This is a genomic window from Variovorax sp. Sphag1AA (genome assembly GCF_014192575.1).
Taxonomy (GTDB): Bacteria; Pseudomonadota; Gammaproteobacteria; order Burkholderiales; family Burkholderiaceae_C; genus Variovorax.
Genome location: NZ_JACHYC010000006.1, coordinates 196,724 through 219,284 on the forward strand (window position 1 = coordinate 196,724; position 22,561 = coordinate 219,284).

Here is a 22,561-nt window from a genome sequence, read left to right on the forward strand (position 1 = left end):
TAGCAACACGCTTGTTAGCAGTTGCTCACTCCAGCGTCTTCTTGATGGCACCCACGCCAAGTGCGGCCAGCACGAGGAACACGACCGCGAGGATCAGGAACAGTCCGAACAGCACCTTGGCGATGCCCGCCGCTCCGGCGGCCACGCCGCCAAAGCCCAACGCGCCGGCAATCAGCGATATCACGGCGAAAACAATGGCGTACTTCAACATGCACGAACTCCTTGCAATGACCACCATCGCACAGCAACGCCGAGATTAGGAACGAGTTCGCCGCTCACCCATAGTCGGCGCGCGCGAGCCGCCGTAGGACAAGTACGCCGAGACCACGAACCCGCTAGCATCAGCCTCCCCTTTCCCAAAAAACAATCATCGAATTTCGATAGGAGTTTTCCGAATGAAGCTGTACTACTCGCCGGGCGCATGCTCGCTGTCTCCCCACATCGCGCTGCGCGAAGCCGGGCTCGCTTTCGAACCGGTGCTCGCCAGCACCAAGAGCCACAAGCTGCAGGATGGCACCGACTACTACGGCATCAACCCCCTGGGCTACGTGCCGATGCTTGAACTCGACGACGGCACGCGCCTTCGCGAAGGCCCAGCCATCGTGCAATACGTGGCCGACCAGGTGCCCAACAAGAATCTCGCGCCCGCCAACGGCACGCTGTCGCGCTATCGCCTGCAGGAATGGCTGACGTTCATCGGCACCGAGATCCACAAGACTTTCTCGCCGTTGTTCAACCCGAACATCGCAGACGAGGCCAAGGCGGTCTTCAAGGACAAGCTCAAGTCGCGCTATGAGTGGCTCAACGGCCAGCTCGCGGACAAGCAGTTCCTGATGGGCGACCACTTCACCGTCGCGGACGGCTACTTGTTCACGGTCACCAACTGGACCAAGCCGATGAACATCGACCTCTCCGCTTTCCCGAACGTCACGGCATGGCACGCCCGTGTTGCCGCACGCCCCGCCGTGCAGGAAGCGATGAAGGCCGAAGGCCTCCTCAAGTAAGCGCGTCTCTCAGGCAGGCGGCGGCTGCAACGGCTTCTGGCGTGAAGCCAGCAGCGCGCCTGCCCACAGGATCCCCGCCGAGGCCACGAGGCCTCGCGCCAGGCCCCCACTCCCGTCGGAGATCCAGCCCGTCAGCGTTGGGCCGACGATCTGACCGGCCGCAAACACGATCGTGAAAGCACTGATGCCCGTCGCCCATTGCGATGCAGGCAGGTTGTGCCGGACCAGCGCCGTCGTCGACGCGACGACCGAAAGAAACACCGCACCGAAGAGCAGCCCCGACGCCATTGCCAGCGCCCATGACGCGCTCACGACCGGCAGGATCGTCGCCACACCGAGCAGCGCATTGAGGATCGCCTGCGGCTCGCCGCCGCGGAACCTGTCGAGCAAGCCCGACCACAACCGCGACGAAGCCACGCATGCCACGCCGAGCAGTGCGTAGAACATCGTGATGTTGCCCGCTCCAGCGCCCTGCTCGCGCAACAAGGCGATCACGAAAGTCATGTAGCCGATGTAGCCAGCGCCGAACAACGTGTAGCCAGCCAAGGCCCAGCCGAACCTGTGCACTTGCGCCGCAGGATTCGCCGGCGATGCACGCGCAGGCGCGGGTGCCGCTGCGTTCGCGTCGCCCGGCATCCTGCGCATCTCCAGCGCGAGCACGGCCGTCGCGACAAAGCTCGCAACCGCCAGTGCCCACCACGCCCATGACCATCCGTGCGGCACTTGCGAAGCTGCCTGAAGGACCGCCGGCACCAGCAATGCCGACAGCGTGATGCCCAACCCGGTTCCGCCGTAGTAGATGCCCAGCAGAAAGCCTGCGCGCGTGGGCTGCAGCGACCCGAGCCGCGCTGCCAGCAATCCGCCGGCAACGAACACCCATGCGCTCGCCAGCCCGGCAAGCAAGCGTTGCAACAGCAAGGCGGGTGCAGAAACGAGAAAACCACTCGCGACCATGAACACGCTCGCCCAGAACGCGCCACCCACCAGCAACTGCTTCGGCCCGAACCGCCGCATCAATGCGGGCGTCATCAAGGCGCCGAGCAGATACCCTGCGGCGTTCGCCGTGTTCATGCCGCCGGCGAGTGCGTAGCTCCATCCGAGGTCTTCCCGCATCGGCGGCAGCAGCAGCCCGTACGAGAAGCGCGTGATCCCCAGCGACACCGCAGCACCGAGCGACAAGGCCAGCGCCAGCTTCAGGACTTGGGCGGGCGTGGGCGTGGCGGCATTCGATGTCATGGGCTCGCGGCCATTCTGCTGCATCGCTTAGCACCAAACCGACAACCCCGTGACAGCGGGGATGAGTTGCCGGGTTTACCCTCGGCGTCGTTCTCAACAACAAGCAACGCGAACATGTCATCCCTCTTCGATCCCATTCAGGTCGGCGACCTGCACCTGCGCAACCGCGTGGTGATGGCGCCGCTCACGCGCAATCGTTCGCCCAATGCCATTCCGCGGGACATCACCGCGACCTACTACGCACAGCGTGCGAGCGCCGGCCTGCTGATCACCGAAGCCACCGCCATCAGTCATCAGGGCCAGGGGTATGCGGACGTCCCGGGTCTCTACGGCACCGAGCAACTCGATGCATGGAAGCATGTGACGAGCGCGGTGCACGCCAAGGGCGGCAAGATCGTGGTGCAGCTCTGGCATGTCGGCCGCGTATCGCACAACGAGCTTCAGCCCGATGGCGGCAAGCCTGTCGCGCCTTCGGCGATCGCTGCAAAGACGAAGACCGTGCTGATCAAGAACGGCATCCCGACTTTCACCGACACTTCCGAGCCCCGCGCGCTTGACGCTGGCGAACTGCCCGGCATCGTGCATGCCTATGCAGTCGCCGCTCGCAGCGCGGTCGAAACCGCGGGTTTCGACGGCGTGGAGATCCATGGCGCGAACGGCTATCTGCTCGACCAGTTCCTGAAGAATGGCAGCAACAAGCGAACCGACGACTATGGCGGCAGCATCGAGAACCGAGCCCGCCTCCTGCTTGAAGCGACACGTGCGGTCGTCGACGCCATCGGCGGCGGCAAGGTCGGCATCCGTCTTTCGCCGGTGACGCCCGCGAACGACGTGCACGACGACAACCCGCAGCCGCTCTTCGACTACGTGATCCGCCAGCTCGCGACACTGAACCTCGCCTACATCCACGTCATCGAGGGCGCGACCGGTGGTCCACGGGAGATATCCGACCGGCCGTTCGACTACGAAGCGCTCAAGGCGGCCTATCGCCAGGCTGGCGGCAAGGGTGCATGGATGGTGAACAACGGCTACGACAAGCCGCTCGCCGAAGAAGCGCTGAAGGAAGGCGATGACCTCATCGCCTTCGGCAAGCCCTTCATCTCGAACCCCGACCTCGTGCGCCGGCTGCGCGAGAACGCCCCGTTGAATGCGTGGGACAAGAACACCTTCTACGGCGGCGGCGAAGCGGGCTACACCGACTATCCAGCGCTCGCCTGACGGCAGTTCGCGTCAGTCAGGCCCGAAAGCCAGGCTGACGCGCAAGCCGCCTTCTTCCGAAGCCTTCGCGAAGCTGAGCTCGGCACCGAGCAGCTTCGCGTAGCGCGCCACGATCGCCAGGCCGAGCCCTGCGCCTTCACCCAGCTTCTGGCCCTCAGGCCCCTGCATCCATCGCTCCATCAGATCGCGCTGGGCAGCGTCGGGGATTCCGGGGCCGTCGTCGATGACGCTCATGGTCCTGCCGTCAAGTTCGATGGTGATCGTGTGCCCGCCGTAGCGCAGTGCGTTGTCGATCAGGTTGTCGAGCGTGCCTTCGACCAGCGCCATGCTCGCCTGCACCGTGACCGGCTCGTCGATGCCCTTCGCGCCCAGGTCGACGCCCTTGGCGTCGGCGCGCGCCAGATGGCGCAGCACGGTATGGCGGATCAGCTCATCGAGACGCACCGCCTGCTGCTGCAAGCCCGTTCGCCTTTCGTTGGCCAACGCCAACGCCAACAACTGATCGACCAGATGGCTGGCACGCGCCTGGCTGGTCGCGATCTCCTTGAGTTGCTCGCGCCATACCTCGGGCTTCTGTTGCGCGAGACCATAGTCCGCGAGCGCACGGATGCCCGCGAGCGGCGTGCGCAGTTCATGCGCGACGTTGCCCGCGAACTCCCGCTGCGCGGAGGCACTCTGCGCAAGCCTTTCGAGCAGCGCATTGAGCGTGTCGCCCAATTGCTCCAGCTCTCGCGAACTCCTTGCGACGGGAACCGGCTTCAGGTCGCTCGCGTTCCGCTTTTCCAGCGTTTGCCTCAGTTCGCCGAGCGGCCGAAGCTCATGCCGGATGCGGCGCCACAACCACGTCGCAAGCAGTACCAGCAGCACGATCTGCGGCGCGATCGAATAGACCAGCAGTCTCTCGATCAGGACACCCCGCGCGGTGGTGGTCTGCGCCACCACGACGCTGAAGACATCGGGCTCGTCATGATTCATCACCACCGCCCGGAGCGACTGGCCCTCGTAGACCACATGCGAGAAGCGATGCCGCGCACCTTCTTCCGGCAGCGGCGCCGTCAGCCCCTGATTGCCGGCGAGCAGGGATCCATCGGGCCGCAGCACCGCGAAGAACACCTGCTCGTCCTGGTCGAAAAGCATGTTCGTGACTTCGCGGGGCGACAGCGGCAGCTCGATGCCGTGCTCTCCCGAACGAACGTTGGCCGATATCGCAAAGGCATCGTCGAGCAGCGCGCGATCGAAGGCCTGCCGCGTGAAATAGCTCGCCAGATACAGCGCGACCGCCGTGCCGAGAAACCAGGTCAGCGCCAGCGGCAGCAACACGCCTCGCAGCACCCGCGTGGTCAGGGACGGCGCGGCGTGCGTGCGCGGCGGCGTCACCGTCACACTTCGGCTTCCAGCAGATAGCCGATGCCGCGCAAGGTCCGGATCGCCGCGCCGCTGCCAACCAGCTTCTTGCGCAGCCGCGAGATGAAGGCCTCGAGCGCGTTGTCACCCAGCGAATCGTCGAAGCTCGATAGCTTGTCCGACAGTTCGCGCTTGCTGATGGTCCGGCCGGGCGGGCTCATGAGTTCCCACAGCACCTCGAATTCGCGCGCCGGCAGATCGAGCGGCACGTTGCCGATGCCGAAGCGCCGCGCGCGACGGTCGAGCCGCAGCTTGCCGAGGGTGGAAATGTCCTCCGTGCCTTGGGCGCGCCGCACCAGTGCACGAAGACGCGCTTCCACTTCCGCGAGATCGAAAGGCTTGCCGAGATAGTCGTCGGCACCCGCGTCCAGGCCGGCGATTCGTTCTTCAGTGCGATCGCGCGCAGTCAGGATCAGGACCGGCGTCCGGTCGCCGCGTTGGCGCGCGTGCCGCAACGCGGTCAGACCACTGGAGAGTCCGCTGGTCGGGCTGGGCGTGGCCGGCAGGTTCAGATCCAGAAGCACCGCGTCGAAGGTCTGCACGCGCCACAAGTGCTCAGCTTCTTCGACGCTCGCCGCCACATCGACGCGGTGTCCCGCATCGCCAAGGCTGCGCAGCATCACGCCACGCAGTACCGCGTCGTCTTCGACCAGGAGGATTCGCATAGCTCTAGCAGGTGGAGAAAACTAAGGGGTTGTGTTTGTACAGCATGTACACGCATTCAACGACGTCTGTCAAAGCACAACTCTGGGGACAGTTTCGGCACAAGCCATAGGTTGTCCACAGGTCCGTCGCGTTTTGCAGAGTTGTTCGAGTTGACGCTACACCACGGAAGCGCGGCTGCGCACAGCGAACAGGACACAGCAAGTCCCTGTCGGCAAAGGAAAAAAACGATATATCCACAGCAGCATGCGACCCTTATCTACTACTACTAATTTGAATAAGAGAAATAGGAGAGGAATAGGAACAGCCGTGGATTTCCGCGCGCCAGCGCCCACGGGCTGGACATTGCCATGGTGAGAAGGTTCAAACTAGCAGTTCCGTCATCCAGTACGAAAGGAGCCACTCCGATGAGCCAGAAATTTCAGGTCACCGGCATGAGCTGCGGGCACTGCGCCAATTTGGTGCAGAACGCGGTGCAAGCGATCGATCCCAAGGCTCAGGTCACGGTCGACCTCGAGACGGGTCATGTAGATGTCGTGAGCCAGCACCCGCGCACGGACATCATCGTGGCCATCGAAAACGCCGGATATCAGGCGAAGTAACAACAACTCCCTGTCTTGGAGGGCCGGTAAGCTCGGAAACCTCACCAGCAGTTGAATACTTTATGTTTCAACGTGCAAAATGTGTCATTTCTGCTGACATCAACGAGGTGCCATGCTTTCCAGCCTTCTGCCTTCCTCGGTTCGCGAATCCACGTACCGCCGCAAATTCCTGGAAAACCGGGACGAGAACCTGTTCATGGGTTCTTTCGCAAGCTTCGCGGACGCCCAGGCCCATGCGCCGGTCGGCAAGACGGTGGGCTACGACACCCCCGAGGCTGCCAACCTCTACAGCCACCAGATCTACTTCTACGACTACCCTGCCCTCTTCTGGCTGGGCCGGTCGCTGGACAGTGGCCTGCGCACCGTGTTCGACCTGGGCGGGCACATCGGCATCAAGTACTACGCGTTCCGGCGCGTGCTGAACTATCCGGCGGACTTGCACTGGACCGTTTGCGATGTGCCGGGCGTGATCAAGGCCGGCGCGGAAGTCGCAGAGCAGCGTCAGGTCGCCAGCCAACTGGACTTCACGACTGATTTCCGCAACGCGAGCGGCTGCGACCTCCTGTATGCATCGGGCAGCCTGCAGTACCTCCCGCAGCGGCTGTCAGAGATCCTGGCCGAGCTGCCGGTGAAGCCCAAGCGCATCATCATCAACACGGCGGCGGTCCATCCCGAAAAGACGCTCTACACGCTGAACAGCATCGGCGTGGCGGTATGCCCGTATCGCATCGAGCACCATGACCGACTCTTTGCGGATCTGACGGAGGCGGGCTATGTGCGCCGCGACGCGTGGCGCAACGAGGGCAAGCCGATCGAGGTGCCCTTCGTCGAAGGCGGAGACCAGCCCTACTACGCAGGCTGCTGCTTCGACTTGAGCTGAGCCCGCGCGGCTGCGGGCTACCATCCGGGCCATGCTTTTCAACCCCCGGATCCTGATCGCCGAAGACGAATCCGGCATTGCCGACACCCTGCAATACGTGTTGCGCACCGACGGCTTTGCGCCGGTCTGGTGCCCGACTGCGCAGGAGGCGATTGCGCAATTCACCGCCGAGCCGCCCGCGCTCGCGATTCTGGACATCGGCCTGCCCGACATGAACGGCTTCGAGCTGTTCAAGCGGCTGCAGGCGCTGCCAGGTGGTGCCGAGGTGCCGATGCTGTTCCTCACCGCGCGCAGCGACGAGATCGATCGCGTGGTCGGGCTCGAACTGGGCGCGGACGACTATGTTGCTAAGCCGTTTTCTCCGCGCGAGCTGGTGGCACGGGTGCGGACCATCCTGCGGCGAAGTGGGCGCAATGGACAGACCGCCCCTGCACCGGCGGTGGCGGCGTCGACGGCAGCAACCGCGCCTGCAACCACCCATTCGCCCACCGTGCCGTTCGCGGTCGACACCGAACGCATGCAGATCCGCTACTACGGCCGCTTGCTCGAACTCTCCCGCTACGAATACGGCTTGTTGCGGCTGATGGTCCAGCGACCGGGCCGCGTCTTCACGCGCGACGAGCTGCTGCGTCTCGTGTGGGACGAGTCGAGCGAGAGCTTCGACCGCACGGTCGATGCGCATATCAAGACCCTGCGAGCCAAGCTCAAGGCGATCGCGCCGGACGTCGAACCGATCCGCACCCTGCGCGGCACCGGCTATGCGCTGAACGAAGAGCTTCCGTCGGGCGCGTGACAGGGTGACGCGCAGAACTCGCATCTTCATCGGCATCCTGCTGATCTATACGGTCGGGATCGCCTTCCTGCTCTACCGCGTGGTGGCGGACATCGATCCGCGCTACCGGGAGTCGGCGGAGGAGTCGCTGGTCGAGACATCCCAGTTGATGGCAAGCCTGATCGAGCAGGACGTGATTGCAGGCGCGATCAATGTCTCCCGGCTCGACCCTCTGTTCCGCTCGGTCTACGCGCGACAGTTCTCGGCGCAGATCTACAACCTGCATAAGCGCCACGTGGAGCTGCGCATGTACGTCACCGATCGAACGGGCCGCGTGCTGTTCGATTCCCTCGGGCGAAGCACTGGCGCAGACTATTCGCAGCGCCCCGACGTCAGCCGCTCGCTGGCCGGCGTCTACGGCGCGCGCACTTCGCGCGACATCGCAGGTGATCCGCTCACTTCGGTGATGTACGTCGGCGCGCCGATCCGCTGGGGCAACGAAATCGTCGGCGTGGTCACTGTCGGCAAGCCGGTGCGCAGCTTCGGGCAATTCGTCGAAGACGCACGCGCGCGCACGCTGTGGGTCGGTGCCGGCTCGGCCTTGGCGCTGCTGGTGCTCGCGATCATCGTGTCGATCTGGCTCGTTCGGCCCTTCGGACTTATCTCTGACTACGTGGGATGGCTACGCAATCAACGCAGCCTGAGCCTGTCTCGCATGATCCGGCGTGCGGTGGACACGCTTCGCGGTGGGCTGCGTGAAATGCGCGATGCGCTCACGGGTCGCAACTACGTCGCCGACTACGTGCAGACCTTCACGCACGAAGTGAAGAGCCCGCTTTCTGCGATCCGCGGCGCGGCAGAGCTGATCCAGGAACCTTCGATGCCGCAAGCTGAGCGCGAACGCTTTCTTGCCAATATCGCGCACGAGACACAGCGCATCCAGGAGATCGTCGATCGCATGATGGAGCTCACGGCCCTCGAGACGCGGCGAGCACTCGAACGCAGCGAGCCGGTCGCGCTCGCACCCTTGCTGCGCGACATCGGCACCGGCGCGCAGGCCGCGGCATCGAAGCGGGACATCCGCATCAACGTGGCGATTCACAACGAAGCGCGCGTGGAAGGCGACCCTTTCCTGCTTCGCCGCGCGATCAGCAACTTGCTCGACAACGCGATCGATTTTTCACCGGATGGCGCGGAGGTGCTGCTCGCGCTGGAAGCGGAAGGACGGAGGGCGCGGATCACCGTGCGCGATCGCGGCAAGGGCATCCCCGACTTCGCGAAGGACAAGGTGTTCGAGAAGTTCTATTCGCTGGCACGCCCGCACAGCCAGAAGAAGAGCACCGGCCTCGGGTTGGCTTTCGTCAAGGAGATCGCCACGTTGCATCGGGGTCGTGTCGAACTCGTCAATGCACCGCGCGGCGGAGCGCAAGCGACGCTCACGCTGCCGCTGCTCGCGAATCACTGACGGGTGAGGGCGAGGTACGCGTTGCGCGTGCCCGGGCTGACCGAATCGATGAGTTGCTGGTAGGCGGTCTTGTGCCGCGCGAGCATGCGGGCCGAAGCAATCGCCTTCGACTTGCAGAACCAGTGGCAGGTGTGCTGCATCAGGAAGAGCTCCGCGGACATCATGTAGGCCTTGGCCTTCTGCGTCCGGTGCACGTCGTTCTGCGCCACTTCCGCGATGCCGCGCGCGTGGATCGCGAAAGCCTTGCGCACGTCGAACGTCGCTGCAGGAAGGAATTGAGTCGCGTAGGGAAGCGAGATCGGCAAGGTGCTGACGCGCGCTTCCTTTTCGTCGACGCGCGAGAACTCGGAGGCGAAGTTGCTGAACTGCATCGACAGCTTGCGTTCGGTGTCGTCGAGCAGCGCCCAGATCTGTGCGCGGCGCTCCGGATCGTCTTCGCCCAGGCACCGCAGGTAGCCTTCGGTGAGGTTTTCCATCAGCTTCTCGATCTGGTAGTTGCCCAGATGGCTGCCGAGCAAAGCGATGCGACGGCGCTGGTCTGCCGACTTGAGGATGGACGCGCCGATGAGGACGATCGTCGCCAGGATGAGGAATTCCATGGCCGGATGTGAGAAAGGGGATGTGGAGTGTAGATAGCTCCACATCCCCTTTCGTGCATTTCGCGCCTCGGCGACGGCCTATCGGAAGAAGTCGAGGATGCGGCTGCGTTCCTCTGCAACTGGCGGCGGACCGACTGGTGCACCGGCGAGCGCTTCGGCCGATGTCGGCGCCTGCGTGTCGACACCCAGGCTTGCGACGCCATGGCCGGGGCCGAACTCGTCGAAGTACCACTCGCCATCGATATTGGCGAGCCCGCCAGGCGCGCGTGGTTCAGTCACCGGCACACCCTTCAACGCGGTCTGCATGAAGCCGATCCAGATCGGCAGGCTCAGGCTGCCACCGGTTTCGCCACGCACGCCGAGCTGACGGGGCGTGTCGTAGCCGATCCAGGCCACACCCACCATCGACGGCTGGAAGCCCGCGAACCAGGTATCGAACGAATCGTTGGTCGTGCCGGTCTTGCCGAAAAGGTCGCTGCGGCGCAGCGCCTGGCCGGCCTTGGCAGCCGTGCCGCCCTTCACCACGCTCTGGAGCAGCGAACCCATGACGAAGGCATTGCGCTCGGGAATCGCGCGGCGGCTTTCGTCGAGTACCGGTGCTTCGGTTTCGAGCAGGACCTTGTCCTTCATGTCGGTGACGCGCGTGACCAGATACGGATTCACGCGATAGCCGCCATTGGCAAATACGGAGTACCCGGCCGCCATCTGCATCGGCGTGACCGAACCTGCACCCAGCGCCATCGGCAGATTGGCGGGTTGCTTGTCGCGATCAAAGCCGAAGCGGGTGACCCAGTCCTGCGCGTAGTCGACGCCGATGGACTGCAGCACGCGGATCGTCACCATGTTCTTCGACTGCTGCAGCGCGCGGCGCAGCGTGATCGGGCCGTCGTAGGTGCCGTCGTAGTTCTTCGGCTCCCAGGCCTGTCCACCGGGACCGGCCTCGAAGGAGATCGGTGCGTCGTTGACGATGGTGCTCGGCGCGAAGCCCTTCTCCAGCGCGGCCGAGTAGATGAAGGGCTTGAAGCTCGAACCCGGCTGGCGCCATGCCTGCGTGACGTGGTTGAACTTGCTGCGTCCGAAGTCGAAGCCACCCACGAGTGCCTTGATCGCACCGCTCTTCGGGTCCATGGCGATGAACGCGCCTTCGACCTCGGGCACCTGAGTGATTTCCCATCCGCCCTTGGCCATCTTTGCGACGCGGATGACGGCACCCGGGCGGATCTTGATCGCGGCAGGTGCCTTGGCAGCGAGGCCCGACTGGGCAGGCCGCAGGCCTTCGCCAGAGATCTGCAGTGTTTCGCCGTTCGCACGCACCGCAGTGACTTCCTTCGGGCTGGCCTCGAGCACCACGGCCGCGACCAGGTCGCCGTTGTCCGGGTGGTCGGCGAGCGCGTCGTCGACTGCATCGTCGAGTTCCTTCGCATCGTCCGGCAGGTCGGCGAAGGCTTCGGGGCCGCGATAGGGTTGGCGCCGTTCGTAATCGAGGATGCCGCGACGCAGCGACCGATAAGCCGCTGCCTGGTCGGCCGAATCGAGCGAGGTGTAGACCTTGAGCCCGCTGGTGTAGATGCTGTCGCCGTACTGCGCATGCATCATCTGCCGGACCGTCTCCGCCACGTACTCGGCATGCAGGCGATCGGGGTCGGCCGCATCGCGCAGATGCAGTTCTTCCTGCTTGGCCTGCGCTGCCTGCTCGGCTGTGATGAAGCCGGTCTCCTGCATGCGATCGATCACGTAGAGCTGCCGTGCGCGCGCGCGGCGCGGATTGGCCACGGGGTTGTTGGTGCCTGGTGCCTTGGGCAGGCCCGCGAGCATCGCGGCTTCGGCGATGGTCACTTTCTGGAGCGGCTTGCCGAAGTAGGTCTCGGCGGCGGCCGCGAAGCCGTAGGCGCGATTGCCGAGGTAGATCTGGTTCAGGTAGATCTCGAGGATCTGGTCCTTCGTGAGCTCGCGCTCGAGCTGCATCGACAGCAGGATCTCGTAGGCCTTGCGGCTCAGCGTGCGTTCGGAGCTCAGGAACACGTTGCGTGCGACCTGCATCGTGATCGTGGAGGCGCCCTGCTGCCGGCCGCCGCGCAGGCTGGAGAAGGCCGCGCGCACGAAGCCCTTGTAGTCCACGCCGCCGTGGTCGTAGAAGCGCGCGTCCTCGACCGCGAGCACTGCGTCCTTCATCACCTTCGGAATGTCCGCGAAGGGCGTGAGATTGCGGCGCTCTTCGCCGAACTCGCCGATCAGGCTGCCATCCGCCGCGAACACGCGCAGCGGCAGCTTGGGTCGATAGTCGGCCAGGTCGGAGACGCTCGGGAGCTTCGGATAGATCACCGCAACCGCGGTCGCCGCGCCGATCATCACGACGAGGGCGCCTGCCGCAATCGCGGCGCCGCCCCAGATGGCAATGCGACGCAGTGGGCTCGGGGGAGCCTTGCGCGCTTGCTCGCTGGAAGAAGAAGGTTTCGACATGTGGATGGGGACCGACGCAGGATTCTCGGAATACTCTTTTACAGAGTCATACATTTGCTATCAGTCAGATAGCGCCGCCGGCCCGGATAGGAGCAACTCTGCATTTTCCAGTTCCCGGGCCGGAATTCAAAAGGGATGACGCCCTAATGCTGACCGCCCTGGCGGAAGCGCGTGTGAAGACCCTGCGGGCCGGACTTCACACAGACTTCACACAGCGCCGGCGGCTTCAAACAGGCTTCCAACTGCCTTCAAGGTCCCCCTCGACATTGCTGACGTGCACCGTTGCACGACACCCATCGAGGGACAAGGACCAACGTCATGGAAGCTTCCATACTCCGCCCCGGCCGCTGGCTCTGGCTTGGCACGCTGAGCCTGGCCACCACCTGCTTCGCCCTGCTGCTCGCACGGCCCGTGCATTCGCAGGAAGCGCCGGGCCCGCGCCTGAAGACCGAGAGCCCGTACTTCTTCGTGAAGAGCGACGACCCGGAAGTCGACCGCCTGCCGCTCAAGGGCACGGAGGTCGATGTGAAGATCTCCGGCGTGATCGCGGACGTGACCGTCACGCAGACCTATCGCAACGAAGGCAAGCGCCCGATCGAGGCGCGGTATGTTTTCCCCGGCTCGACGAAGGCGGCAGTGAGTGGTCTCAATGTGCGTCTGGCGGATCGCCTCATCACCGCGCAGATCCGCGAGAAGGAACAGGCGCGCATCGAATACGACACGGCGAAGAAGGAAGGCAAGACGGCCGCATTGCTGGAGCAGCACCTGCCCAACGTGTTCCAGATGAATGTCGCGAACATCCTGCCGGGCGACGACGTGAAGGTCGAGCTGCGCTACACCGAACTGCTCGTGCCGCAGGCTGGCAATTACCAGTTCGTCTTTCCGACGGTGGTGGGCCCGCGCTACAACAGCCCGCAATCGGAGAACGCGCAGGCGCGATGGGTTGCGCAGCCCATCCTGCGTGCGGGCGTCGAGCCGAACACGAGCTTCAAGCTGAAGGTCGCCCTAGACACGCCGCTGGGCATCAAGGAAGTGCGCTCGCTCACGCACGACATCGACGTGCAGCGCCGCGACGGTGACGAGCACGCGGACATCACGCTCGCACGTAGCAGCGGCCCGGCTGACAACCGCGACTTCGTGCTCGACTACCGGCTTGCGGGCGAGCGCATCGAGTCGGGCCTGATGCTCTATGAAGGCCACGGAGAGAATGCCGAGAACTTCTTCCTCGCGATGGTCGAGCCGCCCAAGTCGGTTCCCGCGAACGTCATCTCGCCGCGCGACTACATCTTCGTGGTCGACATCTCGGGCTCGATGCACGGATTTCCGCTGGACACCGCGAAGGCCACTCTGGAGCGGCTCATCGGCGGATTGCGTCCGAGCGACAGCTTCAACGTGCTGCTGTTCTCGGGCAGCAACCGCATGCTCTCGCCGCACTCGGTGCCTGCCACGCGTGCCAATATCGAGCAGGCGCTCGCGACCATTCGCAACTACAGCGGCAGTGGCAGCACCGAGCTGATCCCCGCGCTGAAGCGCGCCTATGCCGAACCGAAGGCCGACGATGTGTCGCGGACCATCGTGGTCGTGACCGACGGCTACGTCACCGTCGAGCGCGAGGCCTTCGAGCTGGTGCGCAAGAACCTTTCGAAAGCCAATCTCTTCGCCTTCGGCATTGGCTCGTCGGTCAACCGGCACCTGATGGAAGGCCTTGCGCGCGCCGGCATGGGCGAGCCTTTCGTCATCACCGACGCGGTGCAGGCGCCCGAGCAGGCCGCGCGCTTCCGCCGGATGATCGAATCGCCGGTGCTTACCAGCGTGAAGGCGCGCTTCGAGGGACTGGATGTCTACGACGTCGAACCGGGCGCATTGCCCGATGTGCTCGGCGAACGACCGGTGATCGTCTTCGGCAAATGGCGCGGCGAGGCGAAGGGCCGCCTGATCATCGAAGGCCGGAGTGCCAACGGGCCATATCGTCAGGAACTGAAGGTCGACTCGCAAGCGCGCAAAGATGCCGCGGCGCTGCGCAGCCTGTGGGCACGTCATCGCATCGCGAGCCTGAGCGACCAGGAGGCGCTGGAAGGTGGCGACGACTATCGCAAGCGGATCACCGATCTGGGATTGCGCTACAGCCTGCTCACGCAATACACGAGCTTCATCGCGGTGGACAAGCTGGTGCGCAACGTTGCACCGCAGAACAGCGTCGGCGTCGACCAGCCGGTGCCTCTCCCCAAGGGTGTGAGCGAACTGGCAGTGGGGCAGAGTCTCGGCGCCGAAGTGCCGAGCACGCCCGAACCCGAGACGCTCGGGGCGATCGCGGTCGTCATCTCGATGCTCGCGATGCTGCGCCGCCGCGCACGTCGCAATGACCCACGCCGGTTCACGGCCTGAGGAGCAAGACATGTCACTTGCCGTACTCGCCCAAACCCACCCGCGCGTCATCGACTGGGGCATCCGCCTCGATCGCGCACCGGCAGCCGGCTGGCTCGCACTGCAGGCGGGCGCCCTGATGCCGCACTGGATCTGGATGGCGCGTCGCATGCACGACGGATCGGACGATCCGCTGGGCCTTCTGGCGCTGGCAGCGCTTGCCATGCTCGTGTGGAGCGTTCGAAGCGAGCTGCGTCCTGCACCGCGCCTCGGCTGGCTCGCCATCGCAAGCTTCGGCACGCTGAGCGCAGCGCTGCTTCGCACGGGCCTGGGCCCGTTGCCGGCGATGCCGCCGCTGGTTGCTGCGTTGCTCGCCGTGCTGGCGATGGCCTGCGGACTGCTCGCCTTCCTGCCCCGGCGAGTCGCAGGTTTGCCGGTGGCGCTGCTCGCCCTGCTGGCACTGCCGCTGCTCTCGTCGTTGCAGTTCTACGCGGGCTATCCGCTGCGCGTGATCACCGCCGAAGCCAGTCGTTGGCTGCTGATGACGGGCTTCAGTGTGGCGCGCGAGGGCAGCAGCCTTCTCGTCGACGGGCAACTCGTGATCGTCGATGCGCCCTGCTCCGGCGTGCAGATGGCATGGTTCGGCTACTTCACGGCCTGCGTGGTCGCGCTGTGGTCGGGGCGCGATGGACGCAGTTTTCTGGCGCGGCTGCCAGCCATCGGGCTGTTGGTGCTCGGCGGGAACATCGTGCGCAACAGCGTCCTGGTGGCGCTCGAAGCCGCAGGGCATGTACCACCGGCGTGGCTGCACGACGGCTTCGGGCTCGTCCTTCTCGCGCTGGTGTGCGGAGGCATCGCACGGGTGATGACTACAGGAGGCCGCCGTGTCGATGCTCTTTGAACGCTGGTTCGCCAACCGCTTCGTCAATCGCATCGCGCACAAGGCGGCCTTCGCTTCGGCAATGCTGCTGTGCATGTTCTGGTCGCTCGCGTCGGCGCTTCAGGCCGATGCGCAGCCGCCAGCGGCAGCAGTCTTCCAGGAATGGCCGAACGAATGGGATGGCCGGCCGCTGCAGCCGCTGGCGCTCAGCGAGGTGGAACATCGCTTCGCCGACCGCTTTCCCGGTGCGATCGCGCGCATGACCGACGGCCGCCAGATGCTGGTGATGCGCCGCGTCGACACCCCCACTCGCATGCTGCATCCGGCCGCCGACTGCTATCGCGCGTTGGGCTATGGCATCGCGCAGGCGCGCCTGGAGCAGGACGTTCATGCCCGACTGTGGCGCTGTTTCGTCGCCGAGCGACACGGCGTGCAGAAAATGCGCGTCTGCGAGCGCATCGTCGATGCCCAGGGGGCCGCTTTCACCGACACTTCAGCCTGGTACTGGGCAGCAGCCAGCGGACGGTCCAACGGCCCTTGGCAAGCTGTCACGTCGGCGAGAACTATCGAGTGAGAGAGATTTGCTGAAAAAGGCCCTGCTTTACCTGCTTTTCGCGACCCTGGCCCTGGTGTTGACGGCCGGCATCGCCGCGTACCTGATCCTGCGGCTGTCGCTCGCGCCCGGTCCTGACGAATGGCCTGCGCGGGTCAAGGTCGGTCCGGTTTCGGTGGACGTCGGCGTGCCGACCGCCATCCGGCTTGCCACCTCGTCGTGGTTCGCGCCGTGGATCGCGGGCCGCACCGTCGAGACCAGCTTCGGCTCGGTGCAATTCGGCTGGAACGAACCCACCGCAACGCTCGAACTGCAATGCGCGCCGTGCAGCGCCACCGTGCCCTCGCTGGGCAAGACGCCGATCCACGTCGATCGACTCAAGGCGACAGTGCGGCGCGATGCAGGCACCCTCAGCGGCCTGCTCGAAGCCTCCGCGCCGGGCGCAGTCACGACCGAAGGCACGGGCGACGTCGTGCTGCACGGACGCTGGGACGGCCGGCTCACGCAGAAGAACCTGCAACTCGACATCCGCGCCGACAGCGCGCCGATTGCCCATTGGTACGCAGTGCTCGCGCCCGACCTGCCCGAGCTGAAGCGCGCGCGCATCGGGGGCACCATGGGCCTGCGCGCGCATGTGACCCTGCCGGCCGGCACCTATTCGCTGACACCCCAGATCGAGGGCTTCACGGTCGAAGGCCTCGGCACCGAGGCGATCGCGAATGCGGCCACGAGTTGTGGCCCGGCGAGTCGCCTGAGCAGCGAAAGCTGGCTCGCCCGCTCGGTGATCTCGGCCGAAGACCAGCGCTTTTTCAATCACCCCGGTTACGACCTGACCGAGCTCGCGGCTTCGCTCGAGGCCAACCAGAAGGCGTCGCGCACCGAGCGCGGCGGCAGCACCATCACCCAGCAGCTCGCCAAGATCCTCGTGACCGGTGGCCAGCAGAACGCCGACCGCAAGCTGCGCGAACTGCTCTACGCGGTCGAGATGGAGCAGACGCTGGGCAAGGCGCGCATCCTGCAGCTCTACCTCGACAACGCGCCGTGGGGTGCACGCATCTGCGGCGCGGAGACCGCGGCGCGCACCTATTTCAAGCGCTCCGCGCGCAACCTGGATCCGGTCCAGGCGGTCTGGCTCGGATCCATGCTGACCAATCCGGCACTGGCAGTGCGCAAGTGGCAGCAGGACGGCAACATCAACGTCGAGCGGGCGACCAAGGTGGCCGACGGCGTGCGCGGCATCACCAAGGCGCAGCGCGATGTCTTGCTGAAGAGTGTTGCAGGCGCCAAGTTCGCCCCGCCCTGACCCCTTGAAGGTGCGCACCAAGACGGCGCACCGGAGCGCCGAACCGCTGGCATATGTCTTGCGATGCCAGCATCGATGGATGCCGTCACCGCCCCACCGCCCGCAGCCGTTGAAATCGTCGCGCTGACCAAGCGCTATGCCGCGGGCGCGCCGCCCGCGGTCGACCAGATCGACCTGCGCATCGCCAGCGGCAGCTATTGCTGCCTTCTCGGCCCTTCGGGCTGCGGCAAGAGCACCACGCTGCGCATGGTCGCGGGGCATGAGTCGGTGTCTGCCGGCGACATCCTGCTGGACAACCGGAACATCACCAACCTGCCGGCGGCCGCCCGTGGCACCGCGATGATGTTCCAGAGCTTCGCGCTCTTTCCGCATCTTTCGGCACTGGACAACGTCGCGTTCAGCCTGAAGATGAAAGGCGTCACCAAGACCGAGCGCCATCGCCGCGCGAAGAACCTGCTGGAGCGCGTCGCGATGGGCCACCTGTCCGAGCGCAAGCCGGCCGAGCTCTCCGGCGGTCAGCAGCAGCGCGTGGCGCTGGCGCGTGCGCTCATCACGGAGCCGCGCGTCCTGCTGCTGGACGAGCCGCTCTCCGCGCTCGACCCGTTCCTCCGCATCCAGATGCGCGCCGAGCTGCGCCGCTGGCAGAAGGAACTGGGCCTGACCTTCATTCACGTCACGCACTCGCAGGAAGAGGCGATGGCGCTGGCAGACACTATGGTGGTGATGAATCACGGGCTGATCGAGCAGGTCGGCTCGCCGCATCAGGTCTACAACCATCCTTCCAGCGAATTCGTTGCGCGCTTCATGGGCGGCCACAACGTCTTTGCGATGAACGACGGCCTGATCGCGGTGCGCAACGACCACATGCGCATTGCGCCATCCACCGGCGACGCCGGCGAAATGGGCGTGCCGGCGCATGTGACCGACATCGAATACCAGGGCACCTACGTGCTGATCGGCCTGCGCCTGACCGGCGTGCGCCCGGAACGCAGCAACGTCTCCGTCCTGCTGTCGGAGCAAAGCTTCGTCGGCCGCCCCTACGAGGTGGGCGACAGCGTGCGCCTGAGCTGGTCGGAAGCCGATGCGCGTGCCCTCGGCCCGGGCGCCACGCGGCCGGGTGACTCGGGCAATGGCTCGCCCGCATCCCGACCGGCGCCGTTGTCAGCCCTCGCGGCGATGGCAGCGTGATCCGCCTCGTACGTCGCGTCGCGGCGGCCGTGATTTCCCTTTCCTTCACCACCACTGGCTCTTCGGAGACCCACCATGTCCAAAAAAACTGAAATCTCTTCCACCGATGTGCAACGCCGCACGCTGCTGAAGGGCACCGCGGGCATTCTTGCGGCGGGCGCATTCCCCGCGATCCATGCGCAGGAAAAGATCGTGCTGCGCTACCTCGGCACGGCGGTCAACCAGGACAAGGCGATCGCCGAGAAGTTCAAGGCCGACACCGGCATCGAGATCCAGTACGTGGCCGTGACCACTGACGACGTGACCAAGCGCGCCGTCACCGCGCCCAACAGCTTCGACCTGATCGACACCGAGTACTTCTCGCTCAAGAAGATCGTGCCCACCGGCAACCTCAAGGGCATCGACACCAAGCGCGTGAAGAACGCGGACAAGATCACCACGCTCTTCACCAAGGGCGAAGTGGCGGGCAAGAAGGTCGGCGACCAAGGCACCGCGCCGATCAAGGTGATCTACCTCGAAGGCGAAAAGAGCAAGGCCTTTGCAAAGTCGCCGACGCAGTTCATGTCGCTGATCCCGACCACCTACAACGCCGACACGCTGGGCATCCGGCCCGACCTGATCAAGCGCCCGATCGGTTCGTGGGCCGAACTGCTGAACCCGGAGTTCAAGGGCAAGGCGGCGATCCTGAACATCCCGTCGATCGGCATCATGGATGCGGCGATGGTGGTCGAGTCGAAGGGCATTCACAAGTACGCCGACAAGGGCAACATGACCAAGGCCGAGATCGACCTCACGATCAAGACGCTGATCGAGGCGAAGAAGGCCGGCCAGTTCCGCGCGCTGTGGAAGGACTTCAACGAGTCGGTGAACCTCATGGCCTCGGGCGAAGTGGTGATCCAGTCGATGTGGTCGCCGGCCGTCACTGCGGTGCGCAGCAAGGGCATCGATTGCACGTTCCAGCCGCTCAAGGAAGGCTATCGCGCATGGGCCTCGGGCTTCGGCCTGCCCGCGACGCTCTCGGGCCGCAAGCTCGACGGCGCCTACGAGTTCATCAACTGGTTCCTCGATGGTTGGGCCGGTGCGTACCTCAATCGCCAGGGCTACTACAGCGCGGTGCTCGAGACCGCCAAGGCCAAGATGGAGCCTTACGAGTGGGCCTACTGGATGGAAGGCAAGCCCGCGGAGAAGGACATCAAGAGCCCGCAGGGTGACGTGATCGCGAAGGCCGGCGCGGTGCGTGACGGCGGCAGCTACGAGCAGCGCATGGGCGGCATCGCCTGCTGGAACGCCGTCATGGACGAGAACGAGTACATGGTTCGGAAGTGGAACGAATTCGTCGCTGCTTGAGCTTCCTGAGGCCATGAGCGCCATCGCGACAACGGCTCCGGCCAATGCCACCTCACCTGTGCGGACCATCCGCGCATGGTGGCAGGCCGCGCCGTTCGCGCTGGTGTTCCTGCTGTTCTTCATCGCTCCGCTGGCGCTGATCGCGATGGTCAGCCTGTGGAACTTCAACGAATACGAGCTCATCCCCGCGCTGTCGCTGCGCAACTACCTGAGCATCTTCGAAGGCTGCTCGCATCTCACGGACAACGGTGATTTCTGCGTCACGCTGTCCACGTATCTGAGCACGCTCAAGTTCTGCGTTCTCGTGTGGGCGATCACGCTGGTGGTCGGCTTTGCAGTGGCGTACTTCCTTGCCTTCCACGTGCGATCGTCCACGATGCAGACGCTGCTCTTCGTGCTGTGCACGGTGCCCTTCTGGACATCGAACGTGATCCGCATGATCTCGTGGGTGCCGCTGCTGGGCCGCAACGGCCTCGTCAATCAGGGATTGATGTGGCTCGGCGTGGTCGATTCGCCGATCGAGTGGCTGCTCTTCTCGGACTTCTCGGTGGTGCTGGCCTTCGTGCATCTCTACACGATGTTCATGATCGTGCCGATCTTCAATTCGATGATGCGCATCGATCGATCGCTGCTCGAAGCGGCGAGCGACTCGGGTGCGTCGGGCTGGCAGACGCTGTGGAACGTCATCGTGCCGCTCTCGCGCACCGGCATCTTGATCGGCTCGATCTTCGTCATCACCATCGTGATGGGCGACTTCGTCACGATCGGCGTGATGGGCGGCCAGCAGATCGCGTCGGTCGGCAAGATCATCCAGGTGCAGACGTCCTACCTGCAGTTCCCGCTTGCCGCGGCCAACGCGATGATCCTGCTCGCGGTGGTGCTGATGATCATCTGGTCGCTCACGCGGCTTGTGGACATCCGCAAGGAGCTGTGAATTGAGTCACCGTATCGGCGAGCGGCGCAGTCGCGGTTTCTGGCCACTGGCAGTGGTGTTCGCGCTGTTCGTGGTGTTCCTCTACGGCCCGATGATCACGATCTTCGTGCTGAGCTTCCAGGGGCCTGAGGGCGGCCTCACCTTTCCGTTGCGAGGGGTCTCGCTGCACTGGTTCCACAAGCTCGCAGAGGGGCTCGGCACAGTGGACATCGGCGCGGCATTCCGGCGCTCGATGCTGCTGGGTGCAGTGGTGATGCTCTTCACCGTCGTGCTCTCGGTACTCGCAGGCCTGGCCTTCCGCAAGAAGCTCAAGGGCGGCAACGCGCTCTTCTTCATCACCATCGCGAGCCTGATCATGCCGTCGATCATCGTGTCGCTCGGCATCGGTTTGCAGTTTCGCCTTCTCGACAGTGGCATCAAAGGGGCACTCACCGCTCTGGATGCCACGAGCACGCTGGAGAACTACGGGACGGCACTCGGCCTTCTTACCTCGGCGCTGGGCGCGCATCTGACGTGGACCCTCCCCTTCGGGCTGCTGATCATGTTCGCGGTGTTCAACCGCTTCAACCCGGCATACGAAGAAGCAGCACGTGATCTCGGCGCGACGCCCTGGCAGAGCTTCCTGCACGTGGTGCTGCCGCTGATCGGGCCGTCGGTTGTGGGCATCGGGATGTTCGGTTTCACGCTGAGCTGGGACGAGATCGCGCGCACTTCGCAGGCGATCGGCGACGTCAACACCTTGCCGCTCGAACTCCAGGGCCTGACTTCGACCGTCACCACGCCCGCCATCTACGCGCTCGGCACGGTCACCACGGTGGTGTCCTTCGCGGTCATGGCCATCGCGCTCGGTTCAGCGGCCTTGCTGCGCAGGCGTTCCGCGCGGCGGGGCTGATGCGGCGACAGGCATGGCGCGGCTGCTGGTCATCAATCCGAACACCTCTGGATCGGTCAGCGATCTGCTGCAGCGCCGGGTGAGTGCCGCGGTCGGCGGGACGCACTACGTCCGCACCGTCACCGCGCGATTCGGCGCACCCTACATTGCCAGCGAGGCCAGCTATGCGGTTGCCCAGCACGCAACGCTGGACGCCTGGGCGGCCGCGCATGCGAATGGCGAGCGGCCCGACGCGGTGCTCATCGGCTGCTTCGGCGACCCGGGCCTCTTCGCGCTGCGCGAAGGCGCGGGCGTGGCAGTCGGCGGTCTGGCGGAGGCGTCCTTCATCGCGGGCGCGCGTCGGGGCCGCTTCGCGGTGGTCACCGGTGGCGAGGCGTGGAGGCCGATGCTCGAACGTCTCGCCTGGTCGCTCGGATACTCGGCATCGCTTGCAGGCATCCACACCGTGGCGCCCACCGGTGCGCAGCTCGCTGCCGATCCGCAGGGCGCGCGGTCGCTGCTCGCAGAGGCTTGTCGCGACGCGGCGCAACGCTTCGGCGTGGAGGCGGTCGTTCTCGGCGGCGCAGGGCTCGCCGGCATCGCCGCAGAGATCGCCGATGCGGTGCCTGTGCCGCTGATCGATAGCGTGGATGCCGGCGCCGCGTGGGCTTTGGAGGCCGTCGGATCGTCTGTCCCAGGGGCGAAAGCCGTAGCGGGCTTCGGCGTCGCCTGGCAGAGCGTCTCCTGGGAACTTGAGTCCTTCGGCTGAGCCCTCGCCGCCCCCACCGCCAGCGCGGTCGTCCGGACCGTGCCACCAT

At 65.1% G+C, this 22,561-nt stretch carries 21 protein-coding genes; 15 read left to right on the forward strand and 6 right to left on the reverse strand.

Features of this window, described 5'->3' with window-relative positions:
• Positions 1-25: 25 nt before the first annotated feature.
• A complete protein-coding gene (locus FHW64_RS23750; protein WP_184530690.1) occupies positions 26-211 on the reverse strand; it encodes a DUF1328 family protein in 186 nt (61 codons plus the stop codon).
• A 184-nt stretch (positions 212-395) separates the two neighbouring features.
• Between FHW64_RS23750 and gstA the strand changes: the two genes are divergently transcribed.
• Positions 396-1,004, forward strand: coding sequence for a glutathione transferase GstA (gene gstA / locus FHW64_RS23755; protein WP_184530691.1), 609 nt, complete (start codon positions 396-398; stop codon positions 1,002-1,004).
• A 9-nt stretch (positions 1,005-1,013) separates the two neighbouring features.
• Here the strand turns inward: gstA and FHW64_RS23760 are convergent, their stop codons facing one another.
• Positions 1,014-2,240: a YbfB/YjiJ family MFS transporter gene (locus FHW64_RS23760; protein ID WP_184530692.1), complete on the reverse strand. Its 1,227-nt coding sequence runs from the start codon at positions 2,238-2,240 to the stop codon at positions 1,014-1,016.
• 114 nt (positions 2,241-2,354) lie between these two features.
• Here FHW64_RS23760 and FHW64_RS23765 point away from each other — a divergent pair, with 114 nt between their 5' ends.
• A complete protein-coding gene (locus FHW64_RS23765; protein ID WP_184530693.1) occupies positions 2,355-3,458 on the forward strand; it encodes an alkene reductase in 1,104 nt (367 codons plus the stop codon).
• 12 nt (positions 3,459-3,470) lie between these two features.
• On the opposite strand, the gene FHW64_RS23770 is transcribed toward FHW64_RS23765, so the two are convergent.
• Positions 3,471-4,841 carry a sensor histidine kinase gene (locus FHW64_RS23770; RefSeq protein WP_184530694.1) on the reverse strand — a complete coding sequence of 457 codons (1,371 nt, stop codon included), beginning with the start codon at positions 4,839-4,841 and terminating at the stop codon, positions 3,471-3,473.
• Positions 4,838-5,527, reverse strand: a complete 690-nt coding sequence (locus tag FHW64_RS23775; RefSeq protein WP_184530695.1) for a response regulator transcription factor — start codon at positions 5,525-5,527, stop codon at positions 4,838-4,840. The genes FHW64_RS23770 and FHW64_RS23775 overlap by 4 nt, the downstream gene beginning before the upstream one ends.
• A gap of 405 nt (positions 5,528-5,932) precedes the next feature.
• Here FHW64_RS23775 and FHW64_RS23780 point away from each other — a divergent pair, with 405 nt between their 5' ends.
• From FHW64_RS23780 to creC, 4 genes are all read left to right on the forward strand, one after another.
• The gene (locus tag FHW64_RS23780) at positions 5,933-6,127 is read left to right on the forward strand and encodes a heavy-metal-associated domain-containing protein (protein ID WP_184530696.1); all 195 of its coding nucleotides are present in this window, start codon (positions 5,933-5,935) and stop codon (positions 6,125-6,127) included.
• 112 nt (positions 6,128-6,239) lie between these two features.
• Positions 6,240-7,007 (forward strand): TIGR04325 family methyltransferase, encoded by a 768-nt coding sequence (locus FHW64_RS23785; protein ID WP_184530697.1) that lies wholly within the window; start codon positions 6,240-6,242, stop codon positions 7,005-7,007.
• A 31-nt stretch (positions 7,008-7,038) separates the two neighbouring features.
• Positions 7,039-7,800 carry a two-component system response regulator CreB gene (creB, locus tag FHW64_RS23790; RefSeq protein ID WP_184530698.1) on the forward strand — a complete coding sequence of 254 codons (762 nt, stop codon included), beginning with the start codon at positions 7,039-7,041 and terminating at the stop codon, positions 7,798-7,800.
• Positions 7,801-7,804: 4 nt separating this feature from the next.
• On the forward strand, positions 7,805-9,244 hold the full coding sequence (gene creC, locus FHW64_RS23795; RefSeq protein WP_184530699.1) for a two-component system sensor histidine kinase CreC: 1,440 nt from the start codon (positions 7,805-7,807) through the stop codon (positions 9,242-9,244).
• Here the strand turns inward: creC and FHW64_RS23800 are convergent.
• Complete coding sequence (locus FHW64_RS23800) at positions 9,238-9,843, reverse strand: hypothetical protein (protein ID WP_184530700.1); 606 nt, start codon at positions 9,841-9,843, stop codon at positions 9,238-9,240. The genes creC and FHW64_RS23800 overlap by 7 nt on opposite strands.
• A 78-nt stretch (positions 9,844-9,921) precedes the next feature.
• Positions 9,922-12,303 (reverse strand): penicillin-binding protein 1A, encoded by a 2,382-nt coding sequence (locus FHW64_RS23805; protein WP_184530701.1) that lies wholly within the window; start codon positions 12,301-12,303, stop codon positions 9,922-9,924.
• 318 nt (positions 12,304-12,621) lie between these two features.
• Here FHW64_RS23805 and FHW64_RS23810 point away from each other — a divergent pair, with 318 nt between their 5' ends.
• From FHW64_RS23810 to FHW64_RS23850, 9 genes are all read left to right on the forward strand, one after another.
• Positions 12,622-14,688, forward strand: a complete 2,067-nt coding sequence (locus tag FHW64_RS23810; RefSeq protein WP_184530702.1) for a VIT and VWA domain-containing protein — start codon at positions 12,622-12,624, stop codon at positions 14,686-14,688.
• Between the two features lie 10 nt (positions 14,689-14,698).
• Complete coding sequence (gene xrtQ / locus FHW64_RS23815; protein WP_184530703.1) at positions 14,699-15,568, forward strand: exosortase Q; 870 nt, start codon at positions 14,699-14,701, stop codon at positions 15,566-15,568.
• Positions 15,558-16,121, forward strand: a complete 564-nt coding sequence (locus tag FHW64_RS23820; protein WP_184531099.1) for a hypothetical protein — start codon at positions 15,558-15,560, stop codon at positions 16,119-16,121. The genes xrtQ and FHW64_RS23820 overlap by 11 nt, the downstream gene beginning before the upstream one ends.
• Positions 16,122-16,128: 7 nt before the next feature.
• On the forward strand, positions 16,129-17,403 hold the full coding sequence (locus tag FHW64_RS23825; protein WP_260306306.1) for a biosynthetic peptidoglycan transglycosylase: 1,275 nt from the start codon (positions 16,129-16,131) through the stop codon (positions 17,401-17,403).
• Between the two features lie 75 nt (positions 17,404-17,478).
• The gene (locus FHW64_RS23830; protein ID WP_184530704.1) at positions 17,479-18,591 is read left to right on the forward strand and encodes an ABC transporter ATP-binding protein; all 1,113 of its coding nucleotides are present in this window, start codon (positions 17,479-17,481) and stop codon (positions 18,589-18,591) included.
• A 75-nt stretch (positions 18,592-18,666) separates the two neighbouring features.
• Positions 18,667-19,938, forward strand: a complete 1,272-nt coding sequence (locus FHW64_RS23835) for a PotD/PotF family extracellular solute-binding protein (protein ID WP_184530705.1) — start codon at positions 18,667-18,669, stop codon at positions 19,936-19,938.
• Positions 19,939-19,951: 13 nt separating this feature from the next.
• The gene (locus tag FHW64_RS23840; protein WP_184530706.1) at positions 19,952-20,872 is read left to right on the forward strand and encodes an ABC transporter permease; all 921 of its coding nucleotides are present in this window, start codon (positions 19,952-19,954) and stop codon (positions 20,870-20,872) included.
• 1 nt (position 20,873) lies between these two features.
• Positions 20,874-21,764, forward strand: coding sequence for an ABC transporter permease (locus FHW64_RS23845; RefSeq protein ID WP_184530707.1), 891 nt, complete (start codon positions 20,874-20,876; stop codon positions 21,762-21,764).
• 13 nt (positions 21,765-21,777) lie between these two features.
• Positions 21,778-22,512, forward strand: a complete 735-nt coding sequence (locus FHW64_RS23850; RefSeq protein WP_184530708.1) for an aspartate/glutamate racemase family protein — start codon at positions 21,778-21,780, stop codon at positions 22,510-22,512.
• Positions 22,513-22,561: the final 49 nt, after the last annotated feature.

What these genes read in the sequence shown, in the direction of transcription:
- FHW64_RS23750 (WP_184530690.1), bottom strand. Translation starts at nt 211, where the DNA reads ATGTTGAAGTACGCCATTGTTTTCGCCGTGATATCGCTGATTGCCGGC.
- gstA (WP_184530691.1), top strand. Translation starts at nt 396, where the DNA reads ATGAAGCTGTACTACTCGCCGGGCGCATGCTCGCTGTCTCCCCACATC.
- FHW64_RS23760 (WP_184530692.1), bottom strand. Translation starts at nt 2,240, where the DNA reads ATGACATCGAATGCCGCCACGCCCACGCCCGCCCAAGTCCTGAAGCTG.
- FHW64_RS23765 (WP_184530693.1), top strand. Translation starts at nt 2,355, where the DNA reads ATGTCATCCCTCTTCGATCCCATTCAGGTCGGCGACCTGCACCTGCGC.
- FHW64_RS23775 (WP_184530695.1), bottom strand. Translation starts at nt 5,527, where the DNA reads ATGCGAATCCTCCTGGTCGAAGACGACGCGGTACTGCGTGGCGTGATG.
- FHW64_RS23780 (WP_184530696.1), top strand. Translation starts at nt 5,933, where the DNA reads ATGAGCCAGAAATTTCAGGTCACCGGCATGAGCTGCGGGCACTGCGCC.
- FHW64_RS23785 (WP_184530697.1), top strand. Translation starts at nt 6,240, where the DNA reads ATGCTTTCCAGCCTTCTGCCTTCCTCGGTTCGCGAATCCACGTACCGC.
- creB (WP_184530698.1), top strand. Translation starts at nt 7,039, where the DNA reads ATGCTTTTCAACCCCCGGATCCTGATCGCCGAAGACGAATCCGGCATT.
- FHW64_RS23800 (WP_184530700.1), bottom strand. Translation starts at nt 9,843, where the DNA reads ATGGAATTCCTCATCCTGGCGACGATCGTCCTCATCGGCGCGTCCATC.
- FHW64_RS23805 (WP_184530701.1), bottom strand. Translation starts at nt 12,303, where the DNA reads ATGTCGAAACCTTCTTCTTCCAGCGAGCAAGCGCGCAAGGCTCCCCCG.
- FHW64_RS23810 (WP_184530702.1), top strand. Translation starts at nt 12,622, where the DNA reads ATGGAAGCTTCCATACTCCGCCCCGGCCGCTGGCTCTGGCTTGGCACG.
- xrtQ (WP_184530703.1), top strand. Translation starts at nt 14,699, where the DNA reads ATGTCACTTGCCGTACTCGCCCAAACCCACCCGCGCGTCATCGACTGG.
- FHW64_RS23820 (WP_184531099.1), top strand. Translation starts at nt 15,558, where the DNA reads ATGCTCTTTGAACGCTGGTTCGCCAACCGCTTCGTCAATCGCATCGCG.
- FHW64_RS23830 (WP_184530704.1), top strand. Translation starts at nt 17,479, where the DNA reads ATGGATGCCGTCACCGCCCCACCGCCCGCAGCCGTTGAAATCGTCGCG.
- FHW64_RS23835 (WP_184530705.1), top strand. Translation starts at nt 18,667, where the DNA reads ATGTCCAAAAAAACTGAAATCTCTTCCACCGATGTGCAACGCCGCACG.
- FHW64_RS23840 (WP_184530706.1), top strand. Translation starts at nt 19,952, where the DNA reads ATGAGCGCCATCGCGACAACGGCTCCGGCCAATGCCACCTCACCTGTG.
- FHW64_RS23850 (WP_184530708.1), top strand. Translation starts at nt 21,778, where the DNA reads ATGGCGCGGCTGCTGGTCATCAATCCGAACACCTCTGGATCGGTCAGC.